This window comes from Sulfitobacter sp. M85 (genome assembly GCF_029285915.1).
GTDB lineage: Bacteria > Pseudomonadota > Alphaproteobacteria > Rhodobacterales > Rhodobacteraceae > Sulfitobacter > Sulfitobacter faviae.
Window position 1 is genome coordinate 347,758 of record NZ_JABECQ010000002.1, and the last position, 12,470, is coordinate 360,227.

At 63.8% G+C, this 12,470-nt stretch carries 11 protein-coding genes; 8 read left to right on the forward strand and 3 right to left on the reverse strand.

The genetic code is table 11. The features are described 5' to 3' along the window. The first annotated feature begins 45 nt into the window (after positions 1–45). From HKX24_RS05540 to HKX24_RS05550, 3 genes are all read left to right on the forward strand, one after another. On the forward strand, positions 46–393 hold the full coding sequence (locus HKX24_RS05540; protein WP_271693800.1) for a hypothetical protein: 348 nt from the start codon (positions 46–48) through the stop codon (positions 391–393). A gap of 319 nt (positions 394–712) precedes the next feature. Next, the gene (locus HKX24_RS05545; protein WP_067261646.1) at positions 713–919 is read left to right on the forward strand and encodes a hypothetical protein; all 207 of its coding nucleotides are present in this window, start codon (positions 713–715) and stop codon (positions 917–919) included. A 137-nt stretch (positions 920–1,056) separates the two neighbouring features. Then, positions 1,057–3,102, forward strand: coding sequence for an acetyl/propionyl/methylcrotonyl-CoA carboxylase subunit alpha (locus HKX24_RS05550; RefSeq protein ID WP_271693242.1), 2,046 nt, complete (start codon positions 1,057–1,059; stop codon positions 3,100–3,102). Positions 3,103–3,144: 42 nt separating this feature from the next. Here the strand turns inward: HKX24_RS05550 and HKX24_RS05555 are convergent, their stop codons facing one another. Next, positions 3,145–3,600: a DUF4174 domain-containing protein gene (locus tag HKX24_RS05555; RefSeq protein ID WP_271693243.1), complete on the reverse strand. Its 456-nt coding sequence runs from the start codon at positions 3,598–3,600 to the stop codon at positions 3,145–3,147. A gap of 165 nt (positions 3,601–3,765) precedes the next feature. On the opposite strand from HKX24_RS05555, the gene scpA reads away from it, so the two are divergent. From scpA to HKX24_RS05580, 5 genes are all read left to right on the forward strand, one after another. Further along, complete coding sequence (gene scpA, locus HKX24_RS05560) at positions 3,766–5,907, forward strand: methylmalonyl-CoA mutase (RefSeq protein WP_209219048.1); 2,142 nt, start codon at positions 3,766–3,768, stop codon at positions 5,905–5,907. Beyond that, on the forward strand, positions 5,907–6,428 hold the full coding sequence (locus HKX24_RS05565) for a GNAT family N-acetyltransferase (protein ID WP_271693244.1): 522 nt from the start codon (positions 5,907–5,909) through the stop codon (positions 6,426–6,428). Before scpA ends, HKX24_RS05565 begins: the two co-directional genes overlap by 1 nt. A gap of 52 nt (positions 6,429–6,480) precedes the next feature. Further along, positions 6,481–7,161: a molecular chaperone DjiA gene (locus HKX24_RS05570; protein WP_067261634.1), complete on the forward strand. Its 681-nt coding sequence runs from the start codon at positions 6,481–6,483 to the stop codon at positions 7,159–7,161. Then, positions 7,161–8,162: an endonuclease/exonuclease/phosphatase family protein gene (locus tag HKX24_RS05575; protein ID WP_271693801.1), complete on the forward strand. Its 1,002-nt coding sequence runs from the start codon at positions 7,161–7,163 to the stop codon at positions 8,160–8,162. The genes HKX24_RS05570 and HKX24_RS05575 overlap by 1 nt, the downstream gene beginning before the upstream one ends. Positions 8,163–8,239: 77 nt before the next feature. Further along, positions 8,240–8,605, forward strand: coding sequence for a hypothetical protein (locus HKX24_RS05580; protein ID WP_276153849.1), 366 nt, complete (start codon positions 8,240–8,242; stop codon positions 8,603–8,605). Here the strand turns inward: HKX24_RS05580 and HKX24_RS05585 are convergent. Further along, positions 8,602–10,185: a Ppx/GppA family phosphatase gene (locus tag HKX24_RS05585; protein WP_067265464.1), complete on the reverse strand. Its 1,584-nt coding sequence runs from the start codon at positions 10,183–10,185 to the stop codon at positions 8,602–8,604. The genes HKX24_RS05580 and HKX24_RS05585 overlap by 4 nt on opposite strands. Positions 10,186–10,267: 82 nt before the next feature. Continuing rightward, positions 10,268–12,442: an RNA degradosome polyphosphate kinase gene (locus HKX24_RS05590; RefSeq protein WP_271693246.1), complete on the reverse strand. Its 2,175-nt coding sequence runs from the start codon at positions 12,440–12,442 to the stop codon at positions 10,268–10,270. Between the last annotated feature and the right edge of the window lie 28 nt (positions 12,443–12,470).

The window sequence follows — 12,470 nt, forward strand, 5'->3', positions numbered from 1 at the left end:
CCCAGCCACCCCTACAACCGGGAGGGGTGTCTGATGCCCGCCTATATGTTGAAACACCGCGGGTTCCCCGGGCGTCTGCCCGGCACCGATTTCCAATTCACAATTCGCCGTCCGAACCCCAAAGGGGTCACGCCCATCACCCGGCGTGAGCGTCGCCCCGACCGCCGCGCCCCGGACCGCCGTGCCGATACCGCCTTTGTCAAAGCCCTCTGGGAGGCCTTTGGCGAGCATCCTTTCGAGCGTGGCAATCTGGATGCGGGCCGTCTGTCTTGGCTTTTTGGCCGTGAGGTTCTGCCCGCGACCGATCCTTTCGATCCTGCCGATTACGAAGCTCTGCTGGTGCTCGACGTGCCTGCTGCCCGCGCCGCATTCCCCGAAGCTTTCGAGGATTGATCGGCATGATGTCGCCGCGCCTGTTCACAGATCAGCATGGCTTTGCCGAAGTTCCGTTCGGGACTGGCGCAGGCTTGGCGCCGCTGCGGGCTTGGGCCAAGCTTGCCATGGCTGGCGGCACATCATTTGTTCTTCGTGCTGCTGGACATGAAGACCATACCCCTTCCCCTATCGGGCAGTCGCGCGCTTGTGCGGGGCTGCCCGACTTTTCGAAAGGGTGGTTTTCGCGCCACAGGGCAGCAGACCGAAAAACCGACCGGGAACTTGTCAAACGGCAGGGCGTTGGTCGGATAGTAGACAGCAGTGAAGGAACAGGCACATGTCCATTCGTAACATCATTCTCGCGCTTGGCGCGACAGCCGGTCTGGCCGCATGCGGTGACAACATCGGCGAGCAGGGTCTGGGCGGCGCAGCCGTCGGCGCAGGTGCGGCAGCCGTCACAGGCGGGTCGCTGGCGCAGGGCGCAGCCATTGGCGCTGCAGCCAACGTCGGCTACTGCCAACTCAACCCCGGCAAGTGTAACTGATCACGCCGCAATAGCCGCTTTGCCCGCCATTCGCGCGGGCAGGGCGGCTCCCCTTTCCAACCTTACCCTACAGGCACCCGCGCAGCTCCGGCTGACGCGGCATTTTGCGTGGCCTGTCACCGTCAAAGGAACTGCTGATGTTTGACAAGATCCTCATTGCCAACCGAGGCGAGATCGCCTGCCGCGTGATCAAGACCGCCAAGAAAATGGGTCTGACCACCGTGGCGATCTATTCCGATGCGGACGCACAGGCGCTGCATGCGGAAATGGCGGATGAGGCCATTCACATCGGCCCGCCCCCCGCGAACCAGTCCTATATCGTCATTGACAAGGTGATGGAGGCGGTCAAGCAATCCGGCGCGCAGGCGGTGCATCCGGGCTATGGTTTCCTGAGCGAAAACAGCAAGTTCGCCGAGGCGCTGGAGGCCGCTGGCGTGGCCTTCGTCGGCCCGCCGAAAGGGGCCATCGAGAAGATGGGCGACAAGATCACATCCAAAAAGATCGCCAAAGAGGCCGGTGTTTCCACCGTGCCGGGCTACATGGGATTGATCGAAGACGCCGAAGAGGCCGTGAAGATCTCCAATGAGATCGGCTATCCGGTGATGCTCAAAGCCTCTGCCGGTGGCGGCGGCAAAGGCATGCGGATCGCATGGAACGACGAAGAAGCGCGCGAGGGCTTCCAATCGTCGAAGAACGAGGCCGCTAATTCCTTCGGCGATGACCGTATCTTCATTGAGAAATTCGTGACGCAGCCGCGCCACATTGAGATTCAGGTGCTCTGCGATGCCCACGGCAACGGCATCTATCTGGGCGAGCGGGAATGTTCAATCCAGCGCCGCAACCAGAAGGTCGTCGAAGAGGCGCCGAGCCCTTTCCTTGACGAAGCCACCCGTAAAGCGATGGGTGAACAGGCCGTCGCGCTGGCCCAAGCCGTGGGCTACACCAGTGCGGGCACGGTGGAATTCATTGTCGACGGCGACAAGAACTTCTACTTCCTCGAGATGAACACCCGCCTGCAGGTGGAGCACCCGGTGACCGAGCTGATCACGGGCGTCGATCTGGTCGAGCAGATGATCCGCGTGGCCAATGGCGAGAAGCTGTCGATCACCCAAGACGACGTGACCCTGACCGGCTGGGCCATCGAAAACCGTCTTTATGCCGAGGATCCCTACCGCGGCTTCCTTCCCTCCATCGGCCGCCTGACCCGCTACCGCCCGCCGCAGGAAGTAGCCGCGGGGCCGCTTCTGGAGCAGGGCACATGGCAGGGCGACGCCCCCGCCGGCGACATGGCCGTGCGCAACGATACCGGCGTCTACGAGGGCGGCGAGATTTCGATGTATTACGACCCGATGATCGCCAAGCTTTGCACTTGGGCGCCGACGCGCGCCGAGGCGATCGAGAAGATGCGCGTGGCGCTCGACAGTTTCGAGGTCGAGGGCATCGGGCACAACCTGCCGTTCCTCAGCGCGGTGATGGATCACCCCAAGTTCGTCTCGGGCGAGATGACCACCGCCTTCATCGCCGAGGAATATCCCGATGGTTTCGAAGGGGTGTCCCTGCCGGAGAGCGAGCTGCGCCGCATCGCCGCCGCCTGTGCCGCCATGCACCGGGTTGGCGAAATCCGCCGCGCCCGCGTCTCGGGCCGGATGGACAACCACGAGCGCAAAGTCGGCAGCGACTGGAACGTGAAGCTTCAGAGTGAGAACTTTGATGTGATCACCAAGGCCGATCCCGAAGGGGCGACGGTGGCTTTCTCTGACGGCAGCGAAATGCGGGTCAGCGGTGATTGGACCCCGGGCGACCAACTGGCCGAGATGACCGTCGATGGCGCGCCTTTGGTGCTGAAGGTCGGCAAAATCTCAGGCGGCTTCCGCATCCGCACCCGCGGTGCAGACCTGAAAGTCCATGTCCGCACGCCGCGTCAGGCGGAACTGGCGGCCCTGATGCCCGAAAAGCTGCCGCCTGACACGTCGAAGATGCTGCTCTGCCCGATGCCGGGTCTGGTGGTGAAGCTCGACGTCGAAGTGGGTGACGAGGTTCAGGAGGGCCAAGCGCTCTGCACCATCGAGGCGATGAAGATGGAAAACATCCTGCGCGCTGAGAAGAAGGGCGTCGTCAGCAAGGTCAACGCCGGTGCGGGCGACAGCCTTGCGGTGGACGATGTGATCATGGAGTTCGAATAGGGTGCGACGCGGGGGCGATCATGGCGGGCAGGGGGCGGGGCATCAGCGGATGATGTCGCGCTCCTTCGCCTCTCTGATCTCCCGCTGCCTGAGCGGCATCTTGTCGATGCTGCGGGTGATCTCGCGCACGTCCCATGGAAAGGGTTTGCGCAGTTCGATCTGGCCTTCCTTGTCGACCAGCACCAGCATGAAACCACGCGGGCGCATCCGCAGCCGCAGCGGGCTCTGCGCAGCGGGATCGGTATCGGTGAGCACGACGACATCGCGCAGGCGCAGCTCATCCTCGCGCTTGCGCAGGTATTCCATCTGCGCAACGAAGGCGGGGTCGTTTTTGGAATTGGCAAAGACCAGCACGGGCCGCTTGGTCCATTGGAAGGTGCTGAGATCGGCCATATCAGCAGGCAGGAACAACGGATCCTCCACCGGGGCATCGGCCCCTTGGGCGATGGCCGCCGTGGTCATCAATCCTGCAAAAACTAGTGAGATCAAACGTTTCATCAAGGCTCCTGTCCCCTCAAATATAGGGGGCATGTGCCAGTTTGCGAAGGGCAAAGCGCCGCAGGGGGAATTTATCCCCCTAGGGGCGCGGCCTTTGACAATTCAGCCGCCACAGTTGCGCAGGCCGATGCCTGCCGCCGGGCGCTAAGGGAGAAGGACAAGCATATGACATCCGACCAAAAGGACGCGAAGGCGCGTTGGCAGGAACTGGCTACCGGCGAATTGCGTGGGCGCAGCCTTGACGATCTGACGTGGAAAACGCTGGAGGGGATCGACGTTCAGCCGCTCTACACCGCCGAGGACGTGGACGGGCTGGAGCACTTGGGTAGCATCCCCGGCGAGGCGCCGTTTACGCGCGGCGTGAAGGCCACGATGTACGCCGGCCGTCCCTGGACGATCCGGCAATATGCGGGCTTCTCCACCGCCGAGGAATCCAACGCCTTCTACCGGCGCGCCTTGGCGGCGGGCCAGCAGGGTGTCTCGGTGGCCTTCGACCTCGCCACCCACCGCGGCTATGACAGTGATCACCCCCGCGTTGAGGGCGATGTCGGCAAGGCGGGGGTGGCCATCGACAGCGTCGAGGACATGAAGATCCTCTTCGATGGCATCCCGCTTGATCAGGTCTCGGTCTCCATGACGATGAACGGCGCGGTGATCCCGATCCTCGCCAATTTCATCGTCGCGGGCGAAGAGCAGGGCCATGACCGCGCCAAGCTTTCGGGCACGATCCAGAACGACATCCTCAAGGAATTCATGGTGCGCAACACCTATGTCTACCCGCCGGAGCCGTCGATGCGGATCATCGGGGACATCATCGAATATACCTCGGACCACATGCCGAAGTTCAATTCGATCTCGATCTCGGGCTACCACATGCAGGAGGCGGGGGCGAACCTCGTGCAGGAACTGGCCTTCACCATCGCCGACGGGCGCGAATATGTGCGCACGGCGATTGCGGCGGGGATGGACGTGGACCGCTTCGCGCCGCGTCTGTCGTTCTTCTTCGCCATCGGCATGAACTTCTTCATGGAGGCTGCCAAGCTGCGCGCCGCGCGCCTCCTGTGGTCGCGGGTAATGGAGGAGTTCGAGCCGAAGAACCCTAAGTCCTCGATGCTGCGCACCCATTGCCAGACTTCCGGCGTGAGCCTTGCCGAACAGGACCCCTACAACAACGTGGTGCGCACGGCCTATGAGGCGCTCTCGGCGGTGCTGGGCGGCACCCAGTCGCTACACACCAACTCGCTCGACGAGGCAATCGGCCTGCCCACCGACCATTCGGCGCGCATTGCCCGCAACACCCAGCTGATCCTGCAGGAAGAGACCGGCATCACCAATGTCGTCGACCCGCTGGCGGGCAGCTACTACGTCGAGAAACTGACCGCCGATCTGGCCGAGGCGGCGTGGAAGCTGATCGAGGAGGTCGAGGAGATGGGCGGCATGACCAAGGCCGTGGCTTCGGGGATGCCGAAACTCCGCATCGAGGAAGCCGCGGCCCAGCGACAGGCGGGCATCGACCGCGGGACCGAAGTGATCGTGGGCGTCAACAAGTACCGCCGCGACAAGGAAGAGCCGATCGACATTCTCGACGTCGACAACGTCAAGGTGCGCGCAGGACAGGTGGCGCGTCTGGAGCGCATCCGCGCCGAGCGCGACGAAGAGGCATGCACCGCGGCCTTGGCGGAACTGACACGGCGGGCGGCCGAGGGCGGCAACCTGCTCGACGCCGCGGTCGAGGCCGCGCGCGCACGCGCCACAGTGGGGGAAATCAGCATGGCGATGGAAAAGGAATTTGGACGGCACCGGGCCGAGGTCAAGACACTCTCGGGCGTTTATGGCGCGGCCTATGAGGGCGACGCGGGCTTTGCCGACATTCAGAAATCGGTCGATGAGTTCGCGGAGGCCGAAGGCCGTCGCCCGCGCATGTTGGTGGTCAAGATGGGTCAGGACGGCCACGACCGCGGTGCCAAGGTGATCGCCACTGCCTTTGCCGACATCGGCTTTGACGTGGACGTGGGCCCGCTGTTTCAGACGCCCGCCGAGGCGGCGCAGGACGCCGTGGACAACGACGTGCATGTCATCGGCATCTCCAGCCAAGCGGCGGGGCACAAGACTTTGGCGCCGCAGCTCATTCAGGCGCTGAAGGACGCGGGGGCGGAGGATATCCTCGTGATCTGCGGCGGGGTGATCCCGCAGCAGGACTATAAGTTCCTGCAAGACGCGGGCGTGAAGGCGATCTTTGGTCCCGGCACCAATATCCCGACCGCCGCGCAGGACATCCTGAAGCTGATCCGCGAGACGCGGAAGTGATGCAAGAAGACGGGAGCGTCGCCCTGAAGGGCGGCGTGATCCGCCCCGCCATGGCGCAGGATGCCGCCGCCGTGGCGGCGCTGTGGAACGGCATGATCCGCGACAGCCTGTCGACCTTCACCACCGACGAAAAGACACCGGAGGAAATCGCGGCGCTGATCGCCGCCCGCGCCGATGCCTTTTGGGTGGCCAAAGGGGAGGGCGCGGTGCTGGGCTTTGTCACCTATGGCAGCTTTCGGGGCGGGCCGGGCTATGCCGCGACGGTGGAGCATAGCATCGTTCTCTCCGAGGCGGCGCAGGGGCGGGGGCTGGGCCGCGACCTGATGACACAGGCCATAGAGGCGGCAGCGGCGCAGGGCCGTCATACTATGGTCGCAGCGATCAGCAGCGCCAATCCCGGCGCTGTGACGTTCCATGAAAAACTGGGCTTTGCGCAGGTCGGGCGGATGCCCGAGGTGGGGCGCAAACATGGCCAATGGCTCGATCTCATCTTGATGCAAAAAACGCTGACTGCATCCTGACTTCCCCGATGCCAGCGGTTAAGCTGGGGGCCGAATACCAAAGGGTCAGCCCATGTCGATCTGGACGCGCATCTCCGAAGCTCTGTCAGCCCTCACCGCGGGCGAGGGGCTGTCGGCTGTCTTTGACCGGCTGCGCAGCCCGCCCGAACGCTCGGTCGCCTTTACCATCGCGGTGATCGCGCTTGGCGCCAAGATGGCCAAGGCCGACGGGCTGGTGACCCGCGATGAGGTGACCGCCTTTCGCGAAGTGTTCCAAATCGCCGAGGCGGATCAGGAGGGGGCGGCGCGGGTCTTTAACCTTGCTCGCCAAGACGTCACCGGTTTCGAGGATTACGCCCGCCGCATCGCGCGGATGTTCAGTGACCAGCCCCAGACCCTGCATGACCTGATGGAGGGGCTGTTTCACATCGCCATGGCCGATGGCATCTACCATCCCAACGAGAACGCCTTTCTTGAGGATGTGGCCGCGATTTTCGGCATGGATGAAGAGGCTTTCGCCTCGCTCAAAGCGCGTTTCGTGCCGGATAGCTCGCCCCTGCCGCGCACGGTTCTGGGCATCGGCCCCAATGCGACGTTGGAAGAGGCCCGCCGCGCGTGGCGGCGGCTGGTGCGCGAAAACCATCCCGACGCGCTGGTGGCGCGGGGCTTGCCGCAAGAGGCGATTAAGATGGCCGAGAAACGCATGATCGACATCAACCGCGCATGGGAAACGCTCTCGGGCAAACACGCTTGATGCGCATCGCGACCTACAATGTTGAGTGGTTCGCGAGCCTTTTTGACGATGACAACCTGCTTTACGACGATGACGCTTGGGCCGGGCGGCACGGGGTGACCCGTACCCAGCAGACGGCGGCTTTGGGGCAAGTGTTCAGCGCGCTGGATGCCGATGCGGTCATGGTGATCGAAGCGCCGAACCACGGGCGGCGGCAATCCACCGTGGCGGCGCTTGAGCATTTTGCCGCGCGGTTTTCCCTGCGCACGCGGGCCGCTGTCATGGGGTTTTCCAACGACACTGAGCAAGAGATCGCGCTGCTCTATGACCCCGACAAGCTCAGCGCCCGCCATGTACCTCAGGGTGCCACCAATGCCCCGCGCTTTGACCAGACGCTGCGGATCGACCTTGACGTGGATGCGACGGAAGACGCGGTGGTCTTTTCCAAACCGCCCTTGGAGTTGGAGGTGACCACGCAGGCCGGTTTCACCTTCCAGATGATCGGCGCGCATCTCAAATCCAAGGCGCCCCATGGGGCCAAGTCCGAGGCCGATGTGCTGCGCATCGCCATCGCCAACCGGCGCAAGCAATTGGCACAGGCGATCTGGTTGAGGCGGCGGATCGACATGCATTTGGCGGCGGAACGGCCCGTGATGGTCTTGGGCGATCTGAACGACGGGCCGGGGCTGGATGAATTTGAAAGCCTGTTTGGCCGGTCCTCGGTCGAGATCGTGCTAGGGCAGGGGGCGACGGCGCTGTTCGACCCCCATGCCAAACAGGCGCTCAGCCGCCGTTTGGGGGCCGCGCCCACCAGCGCGCGTTTCTGGATCGCGCCGGAGGAACGCTATCTTCAGGCGCTGCTGGACTACATCATGGTCAGCCCGCAGATCGCCGCCCGCGCGGCCCGCTGGCGGATTTGGCACCCGATGGATGATCCGGCCTGCTGGCAAAACGTCGCCCTGCGTGACGCGCTGCTGGCCGCTTCGGATCACTTTCCCGTCACGCTGGATGTCGATCTTTAGGCGGGGGGCTGCCAGCGGCGTGGCGTAAGACTGGACATGCGCGCGGCGCCACCTACCTCAATCTCATGACACGCTTTATGCCCCTTATCGCCCTTTGTACGGTGCTGCCCCTCGCAGCCCATGCGCAGGAAGAATCCGAAGAACGCGGCCTCGGCCTGATGGAGCGCGGCGCGCAGATGTTCATGGACGGGATCATGGATGAGATGGGCCCGGTCATGGAGGGGTTTGAAGGGTTCACCGAGGCCATGCGCCCCGCGCTGCGTGACTTCGCGCGAGAGATGGGGCCGAAGCTTACGGAGCTTTTGGACGAGGTCGAGGATTGGAGCGCCTATCAAGCGCCCGAGATGCAGCCCAACGGCGATATCATCATCCGCCGCAAGCCCGATCACCCGATGGTCCCGCCAGAGACCCCGACCGAACCCGCGCCGCAGATCGAGCTTTAACGCGCGGCGCGTTTGCCGGTCCGAACATGCACCTCTGCCTCAAGCGATTTGGCGAGTGAGTTCAGCCGCGCCTCTGCGACCTCTCCGAAAAGGGGGACCATGTCGGGGGTGAGCCAGAGTTCCAATTGCTTCTTCTTGGGGAACCAGCGCAATTCGCCGCGCTGTTCGCCTTTGTCCATCCAGAGCATCGCGCCAAAGCGCATGGCTTTGCCAAGGATTTCGGCCTCCAACCGGGTCTTTTCGTCGACCATTTCATAGAGGTCTTCGAAACGGGTGTTCTCACGCTTGTTGGAGTAGCGGTGCAGCAAGGCCAGCCCGAGGTAGATGCGTTCGGCGTGTTTCAGGCCACCGAGGTTGGCGCGGGTGGCGTTGTCGAAACAGGTCTCGGCGCGGTAGTCGGGATGCGCACGCCAGCTCACGTCATGGAGCAGGCAGGCTGCTTTGACCAACCGTCTGCGCGCATGGGGGGCAGAGCGGTAGAGCGGCAGGATGAAGTTATAAAGCACCTTGCCGAAACCGGGCATCCGCGCGTCTTTAGCCTCGGCGAAATAGCAGGCTTCGATCAGCGGATCCCGGTCGCGCAGGCGCTGCGGCATCTGCTCATAAAGCATGCCTTCGCGGATGCCGTAGCTGGAAATGGCGATGTCCTTGGGGCGGAAGGTCTTGACCAGACGGCTCAGCACCTCGGCGGCATAGGGGACCAGCGACATCCGGCTTGAGGATACGCCGCAGGCGTTGCGCAGCTCTTCCAGATCGGAGGTTTGGATGAATTTTACGGTCTCGCGAACCGAGGTTACGGTCATGCGGTATTCGTGTAGCACATGCAGTGGATAGCCCCGGCGGTACATGTCGATCCGTGCTATTGCCCGCCATGAGCCGCCGACAAGGAACAGCCGGTCACGCTGGCTGCCCATCTTTTCCTGAAGCCCGGTGATGACCTCTTTGATATGCGCGTGCCGCCCCTTGGCCCCGCCCTTGAGGTCGCGCAGCTTGAGCGGTCCGAGCTGCGAGGTCACCCGCCGCCCGACACGCCCGCCCGAGATTTCCGCAAGCTCCATCGAAGAGCCGCCGATGTCGCAGACGAGGCCGTAAGCGCCGGGCCAGCCCAAAAGCACCCCTTGCGCCGAGAGCCGCGCCTCTTCCTCGCCGTCGATCACCCAGATGCGCAACCCGGTCTCGCGCAGCACATCGGCGCAGAAGGCGCGCCCGTCACTGGCATCGCGCACCGCCGCCGTGGCGACGACGGTAAGCTCCGACAGGCCCATGCCATCGGCCAATTTGCTGAACCGCCGCAGCGCCGAAAGGGCGCGGGCGCGGCCTTCGGGCGACAGATGCCCGGTCTCGGCCATGCCCGCGCCCAAGGCGCACATGATCTTTTCGTTGTAGAAATAGGCCGGAGAGCGCGCCGCGCCGTCAAAGACCACCAGCCGGACGGAGTTCGACCCCACATCCACCACGCCGACGCGGGCCAGCGCCCGCGCGCCCGGATCCTGAAACAAGGGTTTTCCGAAAAGGCCCAGTTCCGCCACGCCCGTCTCAGGGACGGGGGCGGCTCGGGAAGGGTCGGTCTGGTCTGCCATCAATGCTCCTGCGGGCCATCCGTTTCACTGGATAATTGGCGCAGGGGGGCGGTGAGGTCAATTGCCAAAGGGGGCTTGCCGGTCAATCCTCGGTATGGGTCAGCTTGGGCACATCCGAGGCCCCGGCGCTGCCCCGGCCCGAGAGCGAGGGGTTTTCCATGAAAAAGCGGTGGCAGTTGAAGGCGAAAGTGCCTTCGGGGATCGCCGGGCGGGTGAATTTACCATCCGGCCCCATGACCCAGCTTTGCGCCACGTCAGCCAGATTGGCCGCCATGATCTGGCTGGTGATCTGCGCCTTGACGGTGGGGTTCTCGATCTCGACTAATGTCTCGACCCGGCGGTTGAGGTTGCGGCCCATCCAATCGGCGGAAGACATGAAGACCCGCGCCTTCTTGTGTGGCAGCCCGTGGCCATTGCCGAAACAGACGATGCGGCTGTGCTCCAGAAAGCGCCCGATGATGGATTTGACGCGGATGTTGTCCGACAGCCCCTTCACCCCAGGGCGCAGCCCGCAGATGCCGCGAATGACGAGGCTGATTTCCACCCCGGCTTGGCTGGCGTCATACAGCGCGTCGATCACCTCGGCGTCAATGAGCGCGTTCATCTTGGCCCAGATCACGGCGGGGCGTCCGGCGCGGGCATGTTCGGCCTCGGCGCGGATCATCTCAAGCAGGCGCGGCTTCAGCGTCGTGGGGGAGATGGCGAGGTTTTCCAACTGCTCTGGCGGGGCGTAGCCCGACAGAAAGTTGAACACTTTCGTCGCATCGCGCCCAAGGCTCAAGTCGCAGGTAAAGAGCGACAGGTCCGTATAGATCCGCGCGGTGATCGGGTGGTAGTTGCCGGTGCCGTAGTGGGTATAGGTCACCAGCTGATCGCCCTCACGGCGCACCACGGTCGAGATCTTGGCATGGGTCTTGAGGTCGAGAAAACCGTAGACCACATGCGCGCCCGCCCGCTCCAACCGGCGCGATTGGCGGATGTTGGCGGCCTCATCAAAGCGGGCCTTCAGCTCGACCAGCGCGGTGACCGATTTGCCATCCTCCGCCGCTTCGCAAAGCGCGCTAACGATGGGGCTGTCGCGCGAGGTGCGGTAGAGCGTCTGCTTGATCGCCACCACATCTGGGTCGCGCGCCGCTTGGGCAAGGAAACGCACCACCATGTCGAAGGTCTCGTAAGGGTGGTGCAGCAGCATGTCTTTCTGCCGGATCGCCGCGAACATATCGCCGTCATGGTCGCTGACCCGCTCAGGCACGCGCGGGGTAAACTGCGGCCAGAGCAGGTCGGGCCGGGCGTCGGTCACCAGTTTTGACAGGTCGGCGATGCCCAACATGCCGTCGATCTCGATCACGTCTTGGGGGCGCACGCAAAGCTCGCGCATGACGACGGATTTCAGCTTTTCCGGCGCGCCTGCGGAATGGGTCAGTCGCACGACCTCGCCCCGGCGGCGGCGTTTCAGGGCGACTTCGAATTCCCGCACGAGGTCTTCGGCCTCGTCCTCTACCTCAAGATCGCTGTCGCGCAGCACACGGAATTCGAAATGCGCCTTGAGTTTGTAGCCCGGAAAGAGGTTGGGAATATTGATGATCAGCAGATCTTCGAGCGGCAGATAGCGCAGGCTGCCATCGGGGGCGGGCAGGGGCACGAAACGGTCGATCTGCGCCGGGATCGGCAGCAGCGCCTGTAGCGGGCGTTTATCGCGGGTGCGCTCTAGTTGCAGCGCCAGCGCGTAGCCGGTGTTGGGAATGAAGGGGAAGGGGTGCGCGGGGTCGATCGCCAGCGGCGAGAGCACGGCGAAGACTTGGTTGAGGAAGACCCCTTCGAGATGTTTGTAATCGGCCTCGGTCAGGTCGGCGGTGCGTTCCAGCATGATGTTCTGCGCGTCCATCTCGGCCATGAGGTCGACCAGCACCCGTTGCTGGGACATCATCAGATTGCGCGCGTCTTCGTTGATCAACACCAGTTGCTCGCCGGGGCTCAGCCCATCGGCGGCGGCGGTGGTGTTGCCCGCCTGCGCAAGCTCGCGCAGGCCCGCCACGCGCACGGTATAGAATTCGTCTAGATTGGTGGCCGAGATCGACAGGAAGCGCAGCCGCTCCAAAAGTGGCACGCGCGGGTTTTCGGCCTCTTCCAGCACGCGCCAGTTGAAGTCGAGCCAGCTCAGCTCACGGTTAAAGAACCGGCCCGGCCCGGTGGTGTCGAGATCGGGCAGATCGGTGGCGGGCGGAAAGGGCGCTTGCAGGAAATCGGCTTGGGTCATGCGGGCCTCATGACATTGGAATGTAACG